This is a genomic window from Streptomyces olivaceoviridis, from assembly GCF_014650115.1.
Lineage (GTDB): Bacteria > Actinomycetota > Actinomycetes > Streptomycetales > Streptomycetaceae > Streptomyces > Streptomyces olivaceoviridis.
The window spans coordinates 80421-101636 of the sequence record NZ_BMUI01000028.1 but is presented as its reverse complement, the minus strand read 5'-3'; the positions used below and the strand labels follow the sequence as shown (position 1 = coordinate 101636).

At 70.3% G+C, this 21216-nt stretch carries 16 protein-coding genes and 8 pseudogenes; 14 read left to right on the top strand and 10 right to left on the bottom strand.

Annotated elements, in window-relative coordinates; translation table 11 throughout:
- The 3 genes and pseudogenes from IE273_RS35550 to IE273_RS45330 form a co-directional block, all read right to left on the bottom strand.
- Positions 1-829: pseudogene (locus tag IE273_RS35550) on the bottom strand (helix-turn-helix domain-containing protein); the annotation flags it as partial.
- A 112-nt stretch (positions 830-941) separates the two neighbouring features.
- Positions 942-1682: a class I SAM-dependent methyltransferase gene (locus IE273_RS35545; RefSeq protein ID WP_189819251.1), complete on the bottom strand. Its 741-nt coding sequence runs from the start codon at positions 1680-1682 to the stop codon at positions 942-944.
- Positions 1683-2077: 395 nt separating this feature from the next.
- A complete protein-coding gene (locus IE273_RS45330) occupies positions 2078-2782 on the bottom strand; it encodes a hypothetical protein (protein WP_373309444.1) in 705 nt (234 codons plus the stop codon).
- 1182 nt (positions 2783-3964) lie between these two features.
- Between IE273_RS45330 and IE273_RS35530 the strand changes: the two genes are divergently transcribed.
- The 7 genes and pseudogenes from IE273_RS35530 (at position 3965) to IE273_RS35500 (ending at position 9853) form a co-directional block, all read left to right on the top strand.
- On the top strand, positions 3965-4303 hold the full coding sequence (locus IE273_RS35530) for a hypothetical protein (protein ID WP_189819255.1): 339 nt from the start codon (positions 3965-3967) through the stop codon (positions 4301-4303).
- Positions 4304-4323: 20 nt separating this feature from the next.
- Positions 4324-4916: pseudogene (locus tag IE273_RS35525) on the top strand (transposase); the annotation flags it as partial.
- Between the two features lie 271 nt (positions 4917-5187).
- Positions 5188-5415 carry a ferredoxin gene (locus tag IE273_RS35520; RefSeq protein ID WP_189819241.1) on the top strand — a complete coding sequence of 76 codons (228 nt, stop codon included), beginning with the start codon at positions 5188-5190 and terminating at the stop codon, positions 5413-5415.
- Positions 5412-6767 (top strand): NAD(P)/FAD-dependent oxidoreductase, encoded by a 1356-nt coding sequence (locus tag IE273_RS35515; RefSeq protein ID WP_189819240.1) that lies wholly within the window; start codon positions 5412-5414, stop codon positions 6765-6767. The genes IE273_RS35520 and IE273_RS35515 overlap by 4 nt, the downstream gene beginning before the upstream one ends.
- 46 nt (positions 6768-6813) lie before the next feature.
- On the top strand, positions 6814-8034 hold the full coding sequence (locus IE273_RS35510; protein ID WP_189819239.1) for a cytochrome P450: 1221 nt from the start codon (positions 6814-6816) through the stop codon (positions 8032-8034).
- A 179-nt stretch (positions 8035-8213) separates the two neighbouring features.
- A pseudogene (locus IE273_RS35505) lies at positions 8214-8474 on the top strand (snapalysin family zinc-dependent metalloprotease); the annotation flags it as partial.
- Between the two features lie 710 nt (positions 8475-9184).
- A complete protein-coding gene (locus IE273_RS35500) occupies positions 9185-9853 on the top strand; it encodes a hypothetical protein (RefSeq protein WP_189819238.1) in 669 nt (222 codons plus the stop codon).
- A gap of 71 nt (positions 9854-9924) precedes the next feature.
- Here the strand turns inward: IE273_RS35500 and IE273_RS35495 are convergent.
- Both IE273_RS35495 and IE273_RS35490 read right to left on the bottom strand, forming a co-directional pair.
- Positions 9925-10050 (bottom strand): annotated as a pseudogene (locus IE273_RS35495) (IS701 family transposase); the annotation flags it as partial.
- Positions 10051-10138: 88 nt separating this feature from the next.
- Positions 10139-10678 (bottom strand): GNAT family N-acetyltransferase, encoded by a 540-nt coding sequence (locus tag IE273_RS35490; protein WP_189819237.1) that lies wholly within the window; start codon positions 10676-10678, stop codon positions 10139-10141.
- A gap of 136 nt (positions 10679-10814) precedes the next feature.
- Between IE273_RS35490 and IE273_RS44790 the strand changes: the two genes are divergently transcribed.
- Together IE273_RS44790 and IE273_RS35485 are read left to right on the top strand one after the other, a co-directional pair.
- Entirely contained in the window at positions 10815-10940 is a 126-nt protein-coding gene (locus tag IE273_RS44790; protein ID WP_268257530.1) for a hypothetical protein, read from the top strand.
- Positions 10941-10981: 41 nt separating this feature from the next.
- On the top strand, positions 10982-11725 hold the full coding sequence (locus IE273_RS35485) for a class I SAM-dependent DNA methyltransferase (RefSeq protein WP_189819236.1): 744 nt from the start codon (positions 10982-10984) through the stop codon (positions 11723-11725).
- A gap of 2 nt (positions 11726-11727) precedes the next feature.
- Here the strand turns inward: IE273_RS35485 and IE273_RS44100 are convergent.
- Positions 11728-11872: pseudogene (locus tag IE273_RS44100) on the bottom strand (IS5-like element IS4811 family transposase); the annotation flags it as partial.
- Positions 11873-11953: 81 nt separating this feature from the next.
- On the opposite strand from IE273_RS44100, the pseudogene IE273_RS35480 reads away from it, so the two are divergent.
- From IE273_RS35480 to IE273_RS35470, 3 genes and pseudogenes are all read left to right on the top strand, one after another.
- Positions 11954-12180: pseudogene (locus tag IE273_RS35480) on the top strand (malate synthase A); the annotation flags it as partial.
- A gap of 353 nt (positions 12181-12533) precedes the next feature.
- Positions 12534-12719: a hypothetical protein gene (locus tag IE273_RS35475; RefSeq protein ID WP_189819235.1), complete on the top strand. Its 186-nt coding sequence runs from the start codon at positions 12534-12536 to the stop codon at positions 12717-12719.
- Positions 12719-12881, top strand: a pseudogene (locus IE273_RS35470) (IS701 family transposase); the annotation flags it as partial. The gene IE273_RS35475 and the pseudogene IE273_RS35470, both read left to right, overlap by 1 nt.
- Before the next feature lie 79 nt (positions 12882-12960).
- Here the strand turns inward: IE273_RS35470 and IE273_RS35465 are convergent.
- The 4 genes and pseudogenes from IE273_RS35465 to IE273_RS35450 form a co-directional block, all read right to left on the bottom strand.
- Positions 12961-13861, bottom strand: a pseudogene (locus IE273_RS35465) (IS701 family transposase); the annotation flags it as partial.
- 161 nt (positions 13862-14022) lie between these two features.
- A complete protein-coding gene (locus IE273_RS35460; protein WP_189819233.1) occupies positions 14023-16170 on the bottom strand; it encodes a bifunctional serine/threonine-protein kinase/ABC transporter substrate-binding protein in 2148 nt (715 codons plus the stop codon).
- Between the two features lie 2 nt (positions 16171-16172).
- On the bottom strand, positions 16173-18302 hold the full coding sequence (locus IE273_RS35455; protein ID WP_189819232.1) for a bifunctional serine/threonine-protein kinase/ABC transporter substrate-binding protein: 2130 nt from the start codon (positions 18300-18302) through the stop codon (positions 16173-16175).
- Entirely contained in the window at positions 18299-18988 is a 690-nt protein-coding gene (locus IE273_RS35450) for a hypothetical protein (protein WP_189819231.1), read from the bottom strand. The genes IE273_RS35455 and IE273_RS35450 overlap by 4 nt, the downstream gene beginning before the upstream one ends.
- A 621-nt stretch (positions 18989-19609) precedes the next feature.
- Between IE273_RS35450 and IE273_RS35445 the strand changes: the two genes are divergently transcribed.
- Both IE273_RS35445 and IE273_RS35440 read left to right on the top strand, forming a co-directional pair.
- Positions 19610-20113: a hypothetical protein gene (locus IE273_RS35445; RefSeq protein ID WP_229887865.1), complete on the top strand. Its 504-nt coding sequence runs from the start codon at positions 19610-19612 to the stop codon at positions 20111-20113.
- A 320-nt stretch (positions 20114-20433) separates the two neighbouring features.
- Entirely contained in the window at positions 20434-21171 is a 738-nt protein-coding gene (locus IE273_RS35440) for a dienelactone hydrolase family protein (protein WP_189819230.1), read from the top strand.
- The last annotated feature ends 45 nt before the right edge of the window (positions 21172-21216 follow it).

Sequence of the window (21216 nt, the reverse complement as noted above, 5' to 3'; positions counted from 1 at the left end):
TCCCACGGGTCAGGCCCATGGCTCCGAACGGCGCCCCATGAGTCTCACAGTTGTCCCACACGAGCACGATCGGGCCGCCGAGCTGCTGGTGAGCGGCCTGGATCAGGTCGCGGTAGTCGGTCCAGGCAAAGCTCTTGCGCCCGTCGGGCCGGGTGTCGGCGCGGGGCCGGTAGACCAGCCGGGACGGATGGCCGGGCTTGTAGCAGGCCAGGGCGGCGGCGTGAGCGGCCGCGGACCCGGATCGTCGGGGTGCGGCCCCGGCGGGCCCAGGTGCGTGCGGTCGGCGGCGTCATCGAGAACCCGGCCTCGTCCTCGAAGACGATCCAGGCATCGAGCGCCGCCGCCGTGCTTCCACCTGCGGCCAGGTCTCCTTCACCCAGCCGGCCACGGCCTGCTCGTGACGCTCCAGCGCGCGCCGGTCGGGCACCTGGTGGCTCCACCCGTTGCGCCGCAGCATCTGGGAGATCCCCGACAGCGTGATGCTCTTGTGGAACCGCCTGCCGATCAGCGTCTTGATCCGCGAGAGCGTCCAGGTCTGATCCGGCCAGCCATGCGCCACCGCGCCCTTGTCGAGCTCCTGCTCCAGCACGGCGAACAGCTCCGGGCTGAGCTTGGGCAACGACGCCGGCCCCTTGGAGCGCAAGGCAGCCTGGCCGCCCTCCTGCCAGGACCGGCGCCAGCGCTGCACGGAACGCACGCTGACCCGTAACGCCTTGGCGATCAGCGAACTCGCGTCTCCGACGGCGAACCGCTCGGCCGCCTCCAGACGAATCCGCTCGCGAAAGGCCCGCCGCTCCGCCGTGAACCCACCACCCTGCGGATACCTCATACACACGGCATACCGCGACGATCACGACCTGTCAGCCCCTACGACAACACAGCTGCACGCTCAGTAGGCATGCCCGGCGAAGGGATGCCTTCACGTCTCGGCGCGGCGGAACTTACGGCTTGTGGGTTACCCAGAGCAGTTCCGCCGGCCAGCGGTGTGCCCAGTCGGGTGGGTCGGTTTCGTTGTAGCCGTTGGGTGTTCCGAGTTCGGGCCGCGGCTCGATGAGGTCGTCGATGATGAGACCCGCGCCGCGCAGGACCTTGACCCAGCCGCCGTAGGTGAGCTGGTAGCTGGTCGCGCCGTCGTCTTCGGCGATGGTGTTCAGCCCGAAGTAGTCCTGCTGCAGCGTCGTGGTCACGCGGCTGGCGGCTTCGTCGTAACAAGCTTCGAACCATGGGCTGGCGACGTTGAACACCAGGCGCCCGCCTCGGCCCAAGACGCGTGCGGCCTGCGGGACGGCCAGGTGCGGGGGCGCCCAGCTGAGCCCGCCGAAGTCACAGAACACCAGGTCGAAGCTGTCGGCGGCGAAGGGGAGTTGTTCGGCGGCGCCTTGCACCAGCGGGTAGCGGGCCGCTCCCATCGCGCTGGCCGCTGCGGCGAGTTGGGCTTCGGACAGGTCGAGCCCGACCACGGTGGCGCCCTCGGCGGCGAGCGCCCTGGACCACTGGCCGGCGCCGCAGCCGAGTTCGAGGACGCGCTTGCCGGTGACGTCGCCCAGGGCGTGCAGGTGCGCGTCGGGGATGGAGTACATGCCCCACAGCCGGGGTGTGGCGCCGATTTGCGGGTCGTGCTCCTTCTGGTAGGCGCTGCTGATCTGGTTCCAGAACCGCCGGTTGGCGGGGATGCTGTCCACGTGCCGACTCCAGCACTGCCTGCCGGGGGCCGTCAACGCGATTAGGGCATGGGCCCCGCACTCGGCCGTGACACGGCGCAGCCAGTTCAGCAGGTCATGCGCCTCATGAAGCGTGAGCTGCGGCAGTCGTTCGCCCGCTGTCTCCATCGGCGCGAACTCGATCTCGTCAAGGTCCAGGTCCAGGTCCAGGTCCAGGTCCAGGTCCAAGTTCAGGTCCAGGTCCAGGTCCAGGTCCAGGTAGCCGTCCACCGACCGTGGCAACGCTCCGCGCCCCACCCCGGTCACGCGCCCTGGCCCCGGGCAGGAGACAGCCCCGGCCGGGACTGAACCCGTAAAGAGTGGGGTACGGGCGGACACCTCTTCGTCCAGGAGCCGCTGCGGGCTGCGCCGGGCACCTACCGGCAGAGCGCCCCGGTCCACGCGCCCGTTCCAACTCCTCGCGCGCCATGTACCAGCTGACGCCGACGAGCCGCGCCGACGTCGAGGCCGTCGAGGAGTTGGTCGAGCGCGTGGACCGAGGGGAACTTCGACGTCTGCACGCCGCGATCGGGGTCAGCTTTGACACGGTTGCGGACGGCGAGGACCGCCAGACCCAAGAGGACGGGCTCAGTCACCCGGGAGGTCATCTGGACGTAGGTGCCGGTGGTGGTCAGGTCCTGGTCGGCAGCGCGGAAGATCACCGAGTTGAGGGTGACGTTCAAGGCCTTTTCGAAGCGCTCGCCCGTGAACCGGTTCCCGGTGGGGTCGCGCGGATCCTCCTTGCCGATCTCGAAGGTCACCCTTCCGCCGCCGGGCGGCACGATGCCGGTCGCCACCTGCTTCGGGTCATCCCTGGGCAGCCCGAAGCCCATCAGCAGCATGATGGTGACGAGCATGGCGGCGGCGAGCCAGCCCAGCGCCCGTGAGGCGCGCAATCCGTAGCCGGACAGCATCCAGTAACCGTGCAGCAGACCCCGTTCGGCGCGGGTGGTACCGGTACGGTCGTGTCGGCGCATCTCCATTTCGCCGTAGTAGAAGTCCGCCGCTCCGGGCTCGTTCGCGCCGTCTTCGAACGCCTTGCGTAGCGCCCGGTACACCGGCGCCAACTGCGTCGGCCCCACGTGCCCGGCGCCGGACGTGGCCGCGTTCCAGCCCGGGGCCGCGGCCGGTTGCCTCGCCCGCCAATGGTGCTCCTCGGCGAGCGTGCGACGTCGGGTGAACCCCACCGGGTGGAGGGACCGTGTCGAATGAGCAGGCGCCCTCCAGCCGCACCTGGTCCAAGTGCACGGTCCCGGTGAACAGGCACCCCGACAGGTCGACGGCAGCGAGGACCAGGTGTGCGGCGTCCACCCCGCGCAACGAGGCCACCCGCACCGCGGCGTCGGGCATGCTGGTGAACGGCTGTTCGGTCAGCGGTTCGCCATTGGGGAGCACGAACGGGTCCATTTCCCTGGCGATCGTGAGGGGATATTCGAAGACGGCGTGGGCGAAGTCCACGGTGGCGTGACGCAGACGCAGTTCGGCCGTCGAGGACCAGCGGGTCCGCCGGCATTCCAGGTGACGCGCGACGAACGAGAGGGTCACCGGGCCGCTGAACACTGCTCCAGACAGCTGGATCCGCTCGGCACATACCAGGGGCCCGAGGCTCAACGCCCTCTCGAAGGTCGCCGAGTCGAATCGGGCGTCGCGTTCGAAGGTCGCCGACGCGAACTCGGCCTCGCTCTTGAAGACCGCCGAGGCGAATTCGGCCTCGCTCTTGAAGGTCGCCGCCCCGGAACCAGGCATTGCTTTCGAAGGTCGCCGAGCCGAACCGGGCGCTACCGGTGAAGATCGCCGCCTCGAACCGGGTGTGGCCTAGGCAAGGGTGTCCGGTTCTGGGGTCCCGGAGGGCTTGGAGCAGCAGTCGGAGAAGGGACTCGTCGAAACGGGTGCCGCGGTGGTCGATGTCAGTGCCGGGAGCCAGGCTGGCCAGGTAGGCATCGCGGTCGGTGTCAGCCAGGTGGGCGAGGCATGCGCTGTGGCCAGGAACGTGGATACCGCGGCACCCGACCGGGTCCTCCAGGGTGGTGGTGTGGCCGCAGTGAGGCCAGGCCGGCCGGGCTGGGGAGGGTTCGGGGCTCCAGGGTGGCATAACCGAAGGACGATCGAGCACGGTCATATGGTTGCCGACGTCACCGCCGAGGTCTCGCCACTGCGACCTTCGCCTCGGCGTTGCTGCCGGGGCCTGAGAGCTGATCGTTTGCTCCCACCGTCGGTCCGGCGGCCGAGGGATCCACACCAGTCGGGACACCTTCAGTGCGAACATGACACGGATCGTCTCGGCGTGCGCGCTGCTGAACAGGCTGCGGCTTCCGGCGGACGACGAGCCGGGCTGGACCCCCGTCATGCGCGAGCGGCCGGCCGGCGAGCGCGAGCGCTGGTGGCAGCAGATCGACGACGCGACCCGCTGGCTGATCGATGGCGGCCTTCTTCGCCTGCGGCTGCTCGTGCACCTCGACGGGGCGGCGTGCTCTCCCCGGGAGGCCTTCGCCTTCGACACCGATTCCTGTGGCGCGGCCCTCAGGTCCAGCACGGCAGCCGTCCGTTCCGGCTCCGGTATCCGCAGGAGCGGAGTGCTCGCGCCGCACCCGGCCGATGCCTGACGGCGCCACCGGACAGGGGCGAGCCGCGTCGTGCCGACCTGCTGGATCGGGACGACTGTGCCGTGGACGGCTCGCACATCGAGGTGCTCAAAAGGAAGGGACCACGTCGGTCCCTCACCGGTCGACCGGGGCCGCCCCGGCTCCGCGCACCATCTGATCGTCGACCGGCACGGAACCCCGCTCGCCGTCGCGCTCACCGGCGGCAACCGCACGATGTCACCCAGCTCCTGCCCCTGCTGAACGCGGTTCCCCCGATCCGGGGCCTGCGGGGGCGCTCTCGACGCAAGCCCCGGCGCCTGCACGCCGACCGGGGCTACGACTTCGGCAAGCACCGCCGCCTGCTGTGGAAACGCCTGCTGTGGAAACGCGGCATCAAACCCGTGATCGCCCGACGCGGTGCCGCCCACGGCTCCGGACCGGGCACGGTCCGCTGGGTGGTCGAGCGCGCCTCGCCCGGCTTCACCAGTTCGAACGACTCCGCATCCGTCACGAAAGACGTGCCGACCTCCATCAGGGCCTGCTCGAACTGGCACACAGCCTCATGTCGGATGAGACCGGCCAGCCTATGCGAGCCGCAAGAGCCGACACTTCTGGTCAAGCGCTTCTGAAATGATCGATCAGGCACCAGTCAGCAGGCCGCCCTTTCTTGCGTGTGATGTGCGCGCGGTCAGGGTTCTGGGCCATAACATGAGCCCTATAGATATTCCTGAACACCGAATCGCCTTAACTGCGACGATCAAGCATTTCCATGGGGACCGGCGAGCGCGGTGCCACTCGCACTTCGCAGGAGTAGGCGGCGATCGAATAGCCCTTTCGCGGCTTGTCTCGGGCCGGAGCGGTGCCGGTTCGAGGGTCTGGAGTTCGCACTCCCCGTGGAGACCGGGATGAGAGTTGTCGTAGATCTTTCCCGATGCGAAGGGTATGCACAGTGCGCGTTCCTGGCTCCGGAGGTCTTCCGGATGCACGGTGAGGAGGCGCTGATGTACGACCCGAACCCCGACGACGCCCAGCGCAGCCTGGTGCTACGCGCCGCGGCGGCCTGCCCGGTCCAAGCGATTCTGGTCGACTGGCTGGAAGGACGGAACGCCCCGGTGGAGGCGTCGGCGCCATGACCAGTGCCGACACTCTGCGGGCGTTCAAGCGCGATGGCCGCATCGTGGTCGTCGGGGCGTCGCTGGCGGGACTGAGGGCTGCGGAGGCTCTGCGCGCCGAGGGTTTCACAGGATCGTTGACCATGATCGGTGACGAGCTGGGCGAGCCCTATGACCGGCCTCCCCTGTCCAAGCAGGTACTGACCGGGTGGGTGCCGGCCGGAAACACCACGTTGCCCCGCCGTCGTGTCATCGATGCGGAGTGGCTGCTGGGCGTGCCCGCCAGCGGGCTGGACCTCGCGACGAACCACGTGCGACTGGCCGACGGACGCGAGGTTCCCTTCGACCGGCTACTGATCGCTACCGGGGTACGGGCCCGGCCTTGGTTCGTCGAGTCCGAGGCGGCTCTGAACAGAGTGTTCGTCGTGCGTACGCGCGAGCATGCCGAGAGCCTGCGGCGAGCCCTCGCCGCCGGGCCTTCCCGCGTTCTGATCGTCGGGGCAGGATTCACCGGCTCCGAAATCGCCTCCGCCTGCCGGGCACGGGAACTGCCGGTGACCGTCGCCGAACTCGGAGCGGCCCCGCTGGCCGGGGCGCTAGGTGCCGTGATCGGTGAGGTCGCGGCGGACTTGCAGCGCACTCACGGCGTCGACCTGCGGTGCGGTGTCAAGGTCACCCGACTCGAGGGCGACGCGCAGGGGCGGTTCCGCCGTGCTCACTTCGACGACGGCGGCACGATCGACGCCGAGGTGGCGGTAGTGGCACTCGGGAGCATCCGCAACACCGAGTGGCTACGGGAGTCGGGACTGGCGGCGGGTGTGTGGGGAATCGCCTGCGACTCAGGCTGCCACGCCCTCGACATCAACGGCCGAGCCAACGACGACGTCTTCGCCGCGGGAGACGTGGCACGTTGCCCCCACCCCCTCTACGAATACCGGCTCATCTCACTGGAGCACTGGGCCAACGCCGTGGAGCAGGCCGAGGTCGCGGCACACAACATGGTCAGCCCCCAGGCGGACCACTGGCCACACCTGTCGACACCGCTGTTCTGGTCGATCCAGTTCGGCGTCAACATCAAGTCCGTCGGCGTGCCGACCTTCGCCGACGAGGTGGTCGTCACCCAGGGATCGCTGGACGACCACCGTTTCGTCGCCGCATACGGCTATCGGGGCCGCGTCACGGCTGCCGTGAGCTTCGACAACGCCAAGTGGCTGCGCCACTACCGGCGGTTGATCGAGACGGCCGCCCCTTTCCCGCCACGCTGCCCCACGCCGGACCAGCCGACCGACGTACACCCGGCACCCGTCGGCCTCCCCGGCCCAAGCCTGCTCGCTCAGGGCGCCACCGCGGTCGTCACCGGCCGGACCCGGTGAGCGCCGCGTCACGGCCGTGCACCAGCATCGGTAGGAGGAGGGTCGGATGACCACGACCGAGACGCCCGGCACGCTGCGACGGATCTTCGACTACTCCGCCCGGGCCGACCCGTACCCGCTGTATGCCGAATTGCGCGAGACACCGGTGGCTCTTCAGGAGGACGGCAGCTACGTCATCAGCACCTATCGCGAGATCACAGACATCCTGCATGACCCGCACCTGAGCTCCGACGTGCGCAGTCTGTCGCGTCCGATGCCCGCACTGGAGGACGGCGTCACGACGGCGTTCATCAAGAGGGACCCGCCCGAGCACGATCGCCTGCGGCGTATGGCGATGCGCCACTTCGGCCCCCCGCACTCCCCGGGGTTGGTGGCCGGCATGGAAAGCGACCTGACCGCCGCCGTCGGCAGTCTGATCGACGATTTCGCGGGCAAGGAGCGGATCGACGTCGTCGACGATTTCGCCTGCCCGTTCCCTGTAACCGTGACCTGCCACTTGCTCGGCGTTCCACGCGAGGAGGAACCGCGGTTCCACGTCTGGGTGAACGACATCATGAACTCGGTCGACTACGACCCCGAGACCGACCCGAGGGAGAAGCTGGACAAGGGCGTACAGGCCCGCAAGGACTTGCGCCGGAACCTCGGCGGGCTGGTGGAACAGCGCCACGGCCGGCCGGGCGACGATCTGTTGGCCCGGCTGGCCAACGATGACGGGCCCGACGGCCGGATGACCGACGAAGAAATCGTCGCCACCGCCAAACTGCTGCTCATCGCCGGCCATGAGACCGTCGTCAACCTCATCGCCAACGGCATGCTGACGCTGCTGCGCCACCCGCAGGTGCTTGAGCGGCTGCGCCACGAACCCGACCTCGTCGCGCCGCTGGTCGAGGAGCTGCTGCGCTACGAGCCCTCCGTGCACATCATTCCCTGGCGGGCGGCGTACAGCGACATCACCGTAGCCGACACCGTCATCCCGAAGGGCTCGCAGATCATGCTCATGCTGGCCTCGGGCAGTCGCGATCCGAAGCGCTTCCACGATCCCGACCGCTTCGACCCGGATCGGCGTGACAACCAGCACCTGGGGTTCGGCAGCGGCATCCACTCGTGCTTCGGCGGCGCGCTGGCCCGGCGGGAAACCCAGATCGCGCTGACCGAACTGGTACGCCGACTCGTCCGCCCCAGGCTGGTCGCCGACCCGCCGCCGTACCGGCCCAGCCCCGTTCTTCGGGGTCCGATGCATCTGGACGTCGAGCAAGGTGATGGTTGACGCGGCAGCCGAGGCCGGTGGCAAGGTCGTGCCGCGTTCCGCTCGCCTTCATCGCACACTCACCGATCAGCAGCGCCAAGCCCAGTGGGCTGAAAAGACCCTCCCTGCCCCGCCCGTCGCCTTGGCGGCCTCAGCCGAAATGGAAAACCACTGGCACCGCCGTCCGCTTTTGATCACGACACGTCACCGGGAAACGGGAGTGCCTTGTCGGGCCGTGCAGTGAGCTGATGTCGGGCGGCGGCCCCGGCCCGTCCTGCACCAACCGCTACCCGAACGCCACCGAACGCGCGCGTGTCGACCAGCTGTGGGCCAACGGACTCGCGCAGGCCCCGGGCACGGGTAACCAGCCTGCTGGGGACCCGAGCGCTCCACCGCCGGTACGGATGGTGACGCCGGGCAACGGTCCGTGGCGTCCGCTCCACGGTACGCCCTGGAGTTGATCACGTTCCCAAGTGGGCAGCGGCTCGCTGTCGCGGACGGCTTCAGCCACATACCCAAGACGGTCGTCTGAGTGTTCTTGTCAGCCGCGAGGAAATCCGCCCCGGCCCTCAGGATCTCGTTGGCCCGCCTTCAGGTCGTCCTCGGCGGTGCTTGCCCCACCACGGCAGGATCGCAGGCCAGTCGTTGAGCCCGCGGGCTGGACGCTTCCGCCTCCGCGGCCTCCCGTCATCCCAGCCCCATCCGCGTGCCGACGGACCGCACCGGGGCAGTGCGCGGGCCCCTGACCTCAGCCGCTGCGAGGCCACCGGCCCGCGCTCTTCTTCCTGGCCGGCTGTTTCTTCGCAAGGGGTGTCACCCGCGGCCCGCACCATGCGCCCGCCGCGGTGCCGGTCGTCACCGCGGTGGTCGCCGCCGTGGCGCCAGTCGTGTTGTCCACGTCTGCGGTCTGCACGACGCGGCACGACAGTGGTTCAGCACTTCAACTCGCCCGCGAAGGGGCCCGTGTGGGTGAGTCGTTCGGGCGGCGCTGCGGACGGTCGGCACGAACTTGGCCGGCGGGCGGGATCCGGCATGGTCAGTGTCACGGAACCGCCGATGGGTGTCCGGCGCAGGACATCAGCTCTCACGACACGGCAGTCGGCATGGCGTCGCGCGACACAGATCACGGTCCCGGGCCAGGCTGTCGGACGCCGCTGCCACACTTGCGGCCATGAGCGATGAGGGATTCGAGTGGATACAACAAGACCTCGCCTCCTGGGGCTTCTACCTGGAGATGGTCAAAGGCGTGAACGTCGAGGAGCTGGCGGCGATGCGGGGGGCGGATCCCGGCCTCGGCATCATGTCTCCTGACGTGTTCAACACGGCGTTGGACCGCTCCAGCAACGTCCCGGACTGGGCCAGGTTGGGCGAGCACGCGGGGTGGGCCTTCGCCCTGTGCGGGGGCGACGACGGCTTCTACATGCAGCGCCCTGACCTCGTGAAGCACTTGTGGGAGGGCCGCACATGGCTGACCATCATGGACACCACCATGGATCCACCCGTCATCGGTGTGACCGTGGACGGAAAGCTGGACTGGAGTTACTTCGACGGCGAGGTTCACGAGGCGATCAGGGCGGACCATCCCCTCACCCAGCGGATGACCGCCGAGATCGGACTCGGCAGCGTCACCCCGAACCCTGACTCGCCCGACGAGTCGGACAAGTGGAGGCTGCATGTCCCGGACATCCAGGACGTGTACCGGCTGATGGGCGAGCACTACGGGCTGAGCCTTCCCCGCAGAACGATTGTCGGTGAGGAGCTGGTCGGGGTGTTCACCTCCCCACGCGTGTACGCCAACGGGGAGCCGAACACCAGGTACGACAACATCCGCCTGCCGTGACCTTGGGCGGTGTCCTGCGACAGGAGGCCGACTCCAGGTCGTGGAGCACGGTCGCGCGTGAACCAGTGATTCTCCCCGGCCCACTCCGCGATCGTCCAGCAGTTCTTGCGCGGCAGGTCCGACAACAGCCCCAGCACGAAGTACTTCACCCGGCGCCGGGGCTCGACCCGAGCGAGCCGGCTCGCTGTCCGGGACATGACGGCCTCGAACGCCTCCTGCCAGCGGGCAGGATCTACGCCGTGACCCGCGGCCACCGCGTGATCGTTGGTCTTCACACACCGATGATCAACGGTGGCCGCGGCCTTCCCGCAGCCGGTCCACCGGCGAGATCGCGTGCACCAGGTCACGCTGATACCAAGTGCCCGGCTCACCGCCGAGGTGGGCCGGGTCAGCGGGGCCGACAGGGACGAACCCAGCTTTGGTCAGCACCCTTTGGGACGCCGCGTTCTGGCGGACGGTGGCCGCTCGCAGCGTGCGCAACCGGTACTGGGCCGCCGCCAGTTGGCACAGCTCCCGGACGGTTGCGGTCGCCACGCCTCGGCCGGCGACGTCCTGCGCGACCCGGTATCCGAGTTCCGCAGTGTGGTCTTCGATGTCGACCAGGTTGAACCTGCCGAGTACCGAGCCGTCCTCGGCGACGAGCACGTGGAAGGCGCAGATGCCAGCCTCCTGCTCAGCCAACAAAGCGTTGTACCGGTCGGTGAACTGGTCGAAGAAGTCGTCGCCGCGGTCGGGGACCGAGGCAGCGAAGTAGGCACGGTTCGCCAGCTCGAAGGCCAGGACCGCCGGGGCATGGCCGGCATGCAGTCGCTGCAACTCGGGCATTGCCCGACTCTACCCAGACGGTGCGCCGAGCCCACCTGGTTTTCCTCCAGCGGCAGACGGCCGCGAGCAAGGCATATAGCGATCTACGGCTGGGGCATCAGCTTGTTCTTTATGGTCCGAGCCGCTTTGAGAGTGCGTGACGCGACCCGATCAGATGCTGAGCAGGGTTGTGGCCATGGCCAAGGGGATGGGGCGGCGGCCCAAGGTGGACCTGGACAGTGGCGTCAAGGACGTGACGTTGTTCATCACGTCCCTGGAATAACTCGCTGGACATCGCACGGGCCAGCGGCGAGCGTTGACGGAATGCAGCAGGAGGAGATCTGGGACGCCGATACCGCCCAGCGTTATGACACGCCCGGTTCCGGAATGTTCGCACCCGAGGTCCTGGAACCGGCCGTGGACCGTCTCGCCCAGCTCGCAGGGGGCGGAGAAGCGCTTGAGTTTGCCATCGGGACCGGCCGCATAGCCGTTCCGCTCGCGGAGCGAGGAGTCCCTGTCACCGGCATCGAGCTGTCGCTCCCGATGGTGGAGCAACTGCGAACCAAGGCCGATGAAGCGACTATCCCGGTGATCGTTGGTGACATGGCCAGCACCGTCGCTCCTGGGAAGTACACCCTCGTCTACCTCGTCTACAACACGATCTCCAACCTGCTCACCCAGGACGAGCAGGTGCAGTGCTTCCGCAACGCGGCCCGCCACCTCACACCTGGTGGCCGGTTCGTGGTCGAACTCTGGGTACCCGAGTTGCGCAAGCTCCCGCCGGGCCAGACGGCCACCGTCTGGCAGTCCGAACCCGGCTATATCGGGCTGGACACCTACGACGTGCTCCACCAGCACGTCGTATCGCACCACTTCCGCTTCGATGAAACCCAGCAGGCGCGGTTGTTCCGCAGCCCTCATCGCTACGTCTGGCCTGCCGAACTCGACCTCATGGCCCAGCTGGCCGGATTCGAACTGGAGACCAGGCATGCGGACTGGGCCGGCGCCGAATTCACCGCCGAGTCGCGTTCGCATGTCTCCGTCTACCGGATCCCGCCCGCGGGGTAGCTCCGCATCGCGTCAACGATCTCCCGGCGCGGGTGCTTCTCCAGGCAACCGCTCTTGGGGGACTGACAGGCCGACGGCGAAAGGAGTGGGGTCGATGAGGGCCCATTCCTCGTCGTAGGTGTCGCACGGGCAGCAGCGGTGCCGGATCAACTCAGCCCCCCTTCCGGCGGCCGGGGCGGCGCCGGTCGGCGGGCCTGAGGAGGTCCGCCCATCCGGCTCGCCGAGGAGCGGGCCTACACCGAACTCCGCGCCGCACCTGCCACTGGCGCGGCGCACAAGCCATCGGCGGCATGGCCGCCCAAGTGCCCGCCAAGGCCCCGGACGCGAACGAGACGGTGCTCGCCACGGTGCGGCTCTACAAGGAGCGTGAGGCGGAGGACGGCTTCGACGGCTCTTGGGTCGCCCACCCCGGACTGGTTCGGGTCTGCTGGGACGCCCTCGACAACATCCTCGGCGCTGCAGCCGGAACCTCCCCGGCAACCCCGGGGCGGTGAACATGTGGTCGTCCACGCTGAGCCGGCGCGGCGCAGCCAGTGCGCTCGGCTCGTCCCGGCCGTGAGGACGCGGCGCCGGTTCGTGCACAACCTGTAGTCCCCGGCCCGCCTGACGTCCTAGGGCGAGCGAAGAAACGCGAGCCGCGCACCGCGCTCCCGTACGGGTGCTCGGCCGGGCTGCTCATCCTGAAGGAGCGCCGCTGACCATCCACTGGAGGACCGGCCGAGGCTCAAGAACGGCTCAACTCGCTGGAGTCGCCCCGGCGAGCGGTGCATCCTCCTCCATAAGACCACACACACCAGGGGGAACACCGATGAAGACCTTGTTCGGCCGTATCGTGATGCACGTTCGGGACGTCATGTCCGGGCGCCAGGATGTCAAGGAGTACGGCGACCCGGAGGCCCGTCGGCACGGACTCCACAACCGCGATGCCGACCTCGCTCGCCACTACGTCCCGACGCCGCCGCCGGTCCCCGTGAACTTCACCACCGGCATGTAGTGCCTGAACTGGACTCGGTGCATGAGCCGTTCGTCTTCCGTTTCAGCGATCAGCCCGCGCATAGGGGCTGGACGCTGGCGGAGGAGGTCGGCCATGCGGGCCCGGACCGTAGTTATCCAGCGGATGCTGAACCGGATCGACTGGGACGCCGTTGAGGTCCTCCCTCGCCAGCAGGAATGTGGCCTGGACGACCACCAGGTCCGCCGCCATCCCGGATGGCACCGCCACATGACATGACCCTCCAGCCGACGTAGCGGCGGGCTTCGTACTGGTCCAGGCCACGCTCGTTCTTCGCGGCCTGGACGCGTTCCTCGATCGCCCACCGGAGCCCGGCAGCGTGCACGAGCCGGTCGATGTCGGTGCCCACCGGCGGCTATGCGAGGTAGTACGCGGTCTGTTCAGGTCTGTCGATACTGCGCCGGGCCAGCGTCCAGCCGTGATGGGCGGGCCGCTCAGCGTCGAAGTCCTCGATCACCGGAGCTGGACGGTCCCCCCAGTCATGGACGCGCGGGCCCTTGGCGCCATCGGCGCACGAACGTCGCTCCCATGCCTCATCCGGTGCCTGGCTGAAGAGAGGGTCGGTCCGGCCTAAGCGGGGCACCGGCTCGGACTTCGGCACGGCGAGCACGTAGCCGACTGTGGCTCCTTCCAGCATCCGGCGAAGGCGCCGCTCCTGGCCGTAGGCGGCATCCTCGGTCATCCAGGCGATCGGCAGCGGGGAGGCGAGTGCGCGCAGCACCATGGCCCTGACCGGCTCGGGTCTGGTGGCGAAACCCCTCTCGTCAGGAATCTTGGCGGCGCCGCAGCGTTCGCGGGCGTCCGTCCAGGACTTGGGTGGATACAGCTCGCGGTCCACCAGGGCGCCTGCGCGGGTGGTGGCGTAGGCGGCGAAGACGCCGATCTGACACTTCTCGGTGCGGCCGGCGGTGCCGGAGTACCGGCGCTGCATCCCCGCGGAGGTGGTGCCCTTCGGTGCGGTGGCCTGCGTGTTCGGCCAGTTGTCAGCCGCTTTCGCGGCCGACGGGGCCGAGCAGGGCGCGGACGTGGTCACGCATGCGGCGTCGCAGGTCGGCGCGGCCGAGGCGGTGGCCGATGCGCAGGAAGAGGTCGTCGGGTTCACGGTCCCAGGGTCGCCTCGGCAAGGTCGTCCCTCACGCGGGGAGGCTGCCCTCGTCACCGCGCGGACAGTTCTCGATGTCATTCGTCGGAGGGGTCCGCCAAGACCGTCCCTGCCGTGCCAGCAGCCCACTACACTCCCGACACTGCCTCTGACCAGGCAAGACAGCGAAACGCTGCTGGGGTACTAGACCCTCGCCTCCTGGTACTGGCCCAGGAAGAGCGGCGTCCCGCGCTCCACCCGCCACAGGAACAGCCCCGGTTCCTCCTCCACCTCCCCAGTGTGCGTTCGGAAGGCGATCGTCCGGGTGATGCCCCGGTACGACACGGTCCGCAGCCGTCGGGTGAGGTTGCTCCGGTCCACAGGGCCCGTTCCCACGGTGTCGAGAACGTGCGCGACGAGACCGAGGGCGTCGTAGGCCTCGGCCGCGCCCCAACCGACGCTCTGGACGCCGTACCGCTTCTTGAACGACCGTACGAATCCGGCGGCCCGCGTCAGACGGGCCGGGTCCACGAACGTCGCCGAGAAGACCCACCCCTCTGCCGCCGCGCCGGCCGCCCGCAGGAACTCGGGTGTGAGGACGGCCTGGGTCGCGGCGGGGGTGCCGGTGAACCCCGCCGCCCGTAGCGCCCGTGCGCAGGAGGCGGCGCGCCGCGAGGAGTCACCGCAGTAGACGACGGCCTGTGCGCGTGAGGCCAGGGCGGCGGCGACGGCGGGGCCGAAGTCGCCGGTGTCGGCGGCGACCTGGTGCCGGGTGACCGTGCCGTGGGACGGAGGGTTCGCGACCAGGGTGTGGGCGATCAGCCAGCTGTAGTCCCGGGCCGCCTGGTCCTCGACGAGGAAGGTGCGGTGGGCGGGGCGCAGGCTGGTGAGATAGCGGACCAGGGGCGCGCCGATCGCGGTGTCGGAGGGGCTCAGCTGGAACACGGACGACGTGGGGTTCCGCAGGTCCACGGCGGCGTACAGGGTGTCCGAGCCCGCCCAGGCCGTCACCATCGGCAGCAACGCCTTCTTGTACCGGTCCTGGGCCGCCAGGGCCGTGGCGTCGGACGTCGGGCCGATCACCGCGCACACGCGGCCGTCCATGACGAGGCGCCGGGCCACCTCCTTGGCCCGGTCGGCGTCTCCCGCGTCGTCGAGGACCGTGAGGACCAGGTCGAAGCGACGGTCCGCGCGCGCGTTGTGCTGTTCCACCGCCAGCCGGACGCCGCGCTCGACCGAGGTACCGAGCGTCTTGCCGGAACCGGAGAGGTCGGCCTGCACGGCGATGGCACGGCGCCGGCGGGGGGTGGCGGTGGACGCCTCGTCGCTGCGGCCGGTCAGCCAGGCGGCCGTGGAGCCGCCGGCGGCCAGCACGACGGCAGCCGCACCGCCCAGGACCAGCAGGTGCCGGCGGCTCGGCGCGGGCGACTCGTCCACCAGCGTCCCGGGCGCCGTGGGCCGCTCGGGCTCGGGCAGGCGCAGCACCTGGGCCGAGCGTGCGGCGATCACCGCGGGCAGCCCGGGCGGCAGCCAGTCGTCGGTGCCGAAGTCGCCGAGCTCGGCGCGCAGTTCCGGCACGGTCGGGCGGGCGGCCGGGTCCTTGGCGAGACAGCGGGCGACCAGGATCCGCAGGCCGTCCTCCGTGATGGCGTCGAGGTCGGGGTTCTCGTGGACGGTGCGGTAGATGACGGCGGGCGCCGTTCCGCCGCCGAAGGGCGGCCGGCCTGTCGCCGCGTAGGCGAGGACGCAGCCCAGGGAGAAGACGTCGCTGGGCGGGCCCACCTCCTCGTCGCGGGCGCGGGCCTGTTCCGGCGAGAGGTAGCCGGGCGTGCCGATCACCGCGTCGGTCGCGGTCAGGGCGGTGGCTCCGCCGGCGCGGGCGATGCCGAAGTCGATGAGGCGGGGCCCGTCGAGGGCGAGCAGCACATTGCCCGGCTTGATGTCACGGTGCACCAGTCCGGCCGCGTGGACGGCCGCGAGCGCCTCGGCGAGCCGCGCCCCCAGCGCCCGTACGGTGTCCGGGGGCAGCGGTCCGTGCCCTGCGACGGTCTCGGCGAGCGAGGGCCCGGGGACGAAGGCGGTCGCGATCCAGGGTTCGGCCGCCTCGGGGTCGGCGGCCGTGACGGGCGCGGTCCAGCGGCCGTCGACCCGCGCGGCGGCCTGTGCTTCGCGGCGGAAACGGGCTCGGAAGCCCGGATCTGCGGCGTGCCCGGCGCGGATCACCTTCAGGGCGGCCAGGGCACCGCCCTCGGAACGGGCGAGATAGACGACGCCCATGCCGCCCGCGCCGATCCGCGCGAGCAGGCGGTACCCGCCGACCGACTCCGGGTCCTGGGCGGTGAGCGGACGCACCGTCACTTCCCTTTCGGCTGCGGTGCCTTGTCCGGGGCGGGTCCCAGGTAGTGGAAGGCACCGTCGCGTACCTGGTGGACGAAGCTGGCGGGGGTGCTGAGCTGCAGGAGCTTCGGGTCGAAGGCGAAGTTCCGGGTGATGCCCTGGTATGTGGCGGTCTTCAGCGGAGCGACCAGCGCCTTGCGCGCCGGGCGCTTGCCCTTGGTGGCGGTGAGCTGCCGTATCAGCAGGTTCGCCGCGTCGTAGCCCTCGGCCGCCCAGAATCCGGGCGGGCGGCCGTACCGCTTGCGGAACGCCTGGGCGAAGGAGCGGACCTGAGCCGCGCCGGGCCCGATCGCCCCGGCCACGACCGTCCAGCCCGCCGCGCTCTCCTCGGCGGCGAACCGGGGGTCGAGCGCGGGTTCGGCCGCGTACTTCGGCCCGTCGAAGCCGGCCAGCCCCTTGGCCGCCCGGATCGCCCCCTCCAACGGCCCCGCGTAGACGAACGCCTTGATGCCGGCGCCGCGCATCTCCTCCAGGACGGGCCCGAAGTCGGCCGTTCCGGCGGGGACGACGCGGGGGTGGGTGGCGTCGCCGTACTTCCGGACGATGAAGTTGACCATCTGGACGGTCTGCCAGGACACGTCACCGGCGGTGCGGTCCAGCAGGATGCCGACGGGGCTGGCCGCACTGGTCGCTTCCAGCTGGAAGGCCAGCTTCATGGCGACGGTGCCGTGCAGGGGGCGACCCCGTACGAAGGAGCGGATGTTCTGGTACAGGTTCTGCCCGGCGGACATGCTGATCAGGGGCAGCAGGGCCGTGTCGTAGACGGGCAGCGCGGCCTGGGTCGTCTCGTCGGTGCTCGATCCGAGCACGGCCAGCACGTCCGGGTCGTCGACGAGCCGCTGGGCCGCGGCGGCGGCACGGTCGGCCAGGCCCACGTCGTCCGAGGTCTTCAGCTTGAGCGTGAACGGCTTGTCGCGGCGGGCGTTGAACTCTTCCACCGCGAGCCGTGCCCCCTGCTCCTGGGCCCGCCCGGCAGCCCGGCCGGCACCGCTGAGGTCGGCCTGCACACCGAGCGCCCAACCAGGTGCGGCGGCCTGCTTCTTCCCGGTGCCTCCGTTGTGGCGCAGCGCGGCCCAGGCGGCCACGCCCCCGCCGGCGGCGAGCACGGCGGCACCGCCGGAGGCGACGGCGAGGAACCTGCGGCGCGAGGGGGCGGGCCGGGTCGGCGCCTCGGCGAGCGTGGCCTCGATGTCGGGCAGGGCCAGCATCGCGGCCGAGCGTTCGGCGACCATGCGGACGACGTCGGCGGGCAGCCACTCGGCGGTGCCCGGGGACGCGTCCTCCACCAGGGCGGCGTCCAGTTCGGCCGCGGTGGGCCGATCGGCGGGGTCCTTGGCCAGACAGCGCAGCAGGACGGCCTCCACCTCCTCGTCCACGCCGTCCAGGTCGGGGCTGTCGTGGACGGTGCGGTAGAGCAGGGCGTCGACGGCGCCGCCGCCGAAGGGCGGCCGGCCGGTCGCCGCGTAGGCGAGGACGCAGCCCAGCGAGAAGACGTCGCTCGCGGGCCCGAGGCGCCCGCCGCGGGCCGTGGCCTGCTCCGGGGACAGGAAGCCGGGGGTGCCGACGACGAGGTCCGCGGAGGTGATCGCGGTGTCGTCCAGGGAGCGGGCGATCCCGAAGTCGATGAGGCGGGGGCCGTCGGCGGCGAGCAGGATGTTCCCCGGTTTGACGTCCCGGTGCACCAGACCGGCGTCGTGCACGGCGGCGAGCGCGCGGGCCAGCATCTTGCCGAGCAGGCGTACCGTCCGCACGGGCAGCGGGCCGTGCCGGCCGACCGCGTCGGCGAGGGACGGGCCGGGCTCGAAGGCGGTGGCCAGCCAGGGCTGTTCGGCGGCGGGGTCGGCACCGGTGACCTCGACCACCCACGGGCTGTCCACGCGTCGCGCGGCGTTCGCCTCGCGGCGGAAACGGGCGCGGAAGGCCTCGTCGTGCGCGTACCCGGCCTGGATCACCTTGACGGCGGCGAGCGCGCCCGACTCCGTACGGCCGAGGTAGACGACGCCCATGCCGCCCTCGCCCAGCCGGGCGAGCAGGCGGTGGCCGCCGACGAACGACGGGTCGGACGGGCGCAGGGAGCGGTGGGTCACTTCTGGGCCCCCAGTCCGGTGCGCACCTTGGTCTCCATCCCGGCCACCGCCCGTGCCTGGACGGTCAGCAGGTCGCCTTGGCCGAAGCCCTTGCCGCCCTCGACGACGACGGCGATCGTCACCGGACCGAGCCGGACCTGGTTCCAGATGTAGTACGTCGACCCCTTGCCGAGCGCCGGATTGTCGTACGTGCCCATCTCGATGAGGTAGTCGTCGGCGGTGGTGTTGCCGTTCGTGCCGTAGCCGGAGCCCATCGAGTTCAGGCCGGTGATCCGCTCGGTGGCGCGCAGTTGCTGGTCGGGGCAGCGCAGCGCCTCCTCCAGCGTCTCGGCCATCTCCTGGTCGGCCTGCGCGACGGTGCGGTGCAGGGTGACGGTGGCGGCGGTGCGGACCTCGCCCTTCGAGCCGGCCGCGGGCAGCCGGCTGTAGCGGGTGAGGGTGGCGAGGACGTCGCCGGGCAGGGACTCCTGCCGCCAGACACAGTCGGTGCCGAGAACGGGCCAGGCGGCCGGGTCGCTCTCGTACGGAGGGCTCTTGACGTAGCCCGGGCCATAGCTGTCCGGGCCCGCGGTGATGGCGCGGACCAGGTCGAGGGCGGCGGACGGCGTGGTGGGGACGCGCATGGGGTCGACCGTGATGCGCGCGGTGGTGTCACCCGTCCCGCGCTGTCCGGCCGGTGAGCTCACGGCGGAGGGGGAGGCGCTCGGACCGGTCCGGTGCCCGCCGTCGCCCAAGCCGGAACAGCCCGCGAGCAGTACCCCGCACACGGCCGGCACCACGTATCCCCGCCCTGTGCGTGTCCGCGTCGCCGCGTACGTCATGAAGCCCCCACTCACCATGCGTCTGTGCCAGTGTGCGACCGGAGCGAGTGTAGGGGACATCGGTCAACTCACCTCGCGCGGGGAGCGGTTGGTGCAGCCATGTGACGGCCCTCAAGTGCGCCGGTGAGTCACCCGGCGACCGCGTGAGCGGGGGTGGCGGACCGGCGCGGTCCTACGGGAACCAACTACTCGCGCACCCGGCGCAGCAAGGTCCCGGTCGATGAACATCGTCGGCCGCGGCTCGCCGCCGCGGAGCTGACAGACGGTGTTCTTGGGCGCCAGGTCGTTGTGACACACGACCTCTTGGTATCCGGCGGGCGGGGTGCGAGGTATCCGAGAGGGCAGTTGGTGACTCTTCGAGGGTTATGTCGCCGCGTCCGCCCGCATCGAGGGCGGAGTAGTGTTCGAGACCGTCGCGGTCGAGAACTCCCCGGATTGGCGGACGACATGGTGAGGGTCGAAGAGCTGGAGGCCGCGCTGCCTTCGATGACACGGTGGCGTGCGCCGGGCGGACGCAGCGTGGACTGGGCCGCCCTTGAGGCCGGCCTCGGGACGGCGCTGCCCTCGGACTTCCGCTGTCTGGCGGAGGCGTACCCGGTGCTTGTCATCGATGATTTCCTCATGGTGTCCCTTCCGGCGCCCGGCGCCGAGGCGTCATGGGCGTCCGCGTCCAGGGACGACGAGATCCTTCAGGATCTGTACGAGATGGGCGACACCGAGGAGTACGTTCCCTACCCGCAGCCGGGAGGTCTGATTTCCTGGGCGTCGTCCAATTCGGGGGACATCTTCTACTGGAGGACGAGCCCTGCCGATCCGGACGCGTGGCCGGTGGTCGTCCGCACGGACAACGCCGACTGGATCGAGTTCCCCGTCGGTGCCGTCGAGTTCCTGGCCGGCGTGTACGGGCGCACCCTCGACGTGCCGGGCATGCCCAGGAACTTCCCCGGCGACGACCCGGAGGTGCTGGGCCTGAGCGACCGCGTCGACTGACCGACCCCTTGGGCCGCTACGTGATCGTCACGTTCGTCAAGGGCACCGACATGGGCCCGTACGAGGGCGCTCGGCACACGGCATCGCCTACCACCACGTCTCGGACACTGAAGAACACCAGTGGGGTGCAGCCGAATTCTGCCGCGAGGGTCAGCCTCCAACACAGTGGCCTGGGCAGGCGAGGCGACAGTGCCGCCGTGGGAACGGGGGTGTGACGATTCTTGTCAGCCCTCGCCGTATTTCAGAGGGACACCCGCGCTGCTCTGCCCGCGGCAGAACAGCGGCCGGACCGGGCTTGACGATCACTACAGTCCAGCCTCATGACGACGATTACGACGCGTACGGTCGAGTACCCGGCCGACGGTTTGACGATGATCGGGCACCTCGCGCTCCCGGCCGGTGTCGACCGCCGGCCCGCGGTGCTGCTCGGACCAGAGGGCATGGGGCTCAGCGACGTCGAGCGCCGCCGGGCCGATGCTCTCGCCGAGCTGGGATATGTAGCGCTGGCCTTCGACCTTCACGGCGGGCGCTATTTGGGTGACCCCGAGGAGATGCTGGCCCGTTGCATGCCCCTGCTCGCTGATCCCGACCGGATGCGGGGCATCGGCCATGCGGCGCTCGACGTGTTGCGCGCCGAACCGCGGACCGACCCCGACCGGATCGCCGCCGTAGGTTACGGCACCGGGGGCGCCATCGGGCTGGAACTGGGGCGTGATGGCGTCAGCCTGCGCGCGATCGGGACAGTCAACGCACTGACCACGGGCCGACCGGGTGAGGCGGCGCGCATCCGCTGCCCGGTGTGGGCCGGGGTCGGGTCGGAAGACCCGATCATGCCGCCCGCGCAACGGAACGCGTTCACCACCGAGATGCGGGCCGCGGGCGTCGACTGGCGCCTCACGGTCTACGGCGGCGCCTTGCACGCCTTCCACCACCCGCCGGTCGACCACCCCGCAGTCCCCGGCGTCGGCTACCACCCACGGCACGCGCAGCGCGCCTGGCGCGACGTCGTCGACCTGCTCGCCGAGTGCTTGCCCGTGACGGAGGACCTGGGGGCATGACCCAGGTAAGCATGCTGGGCTCCGGGTCTGGTCGGCGTCGGACAC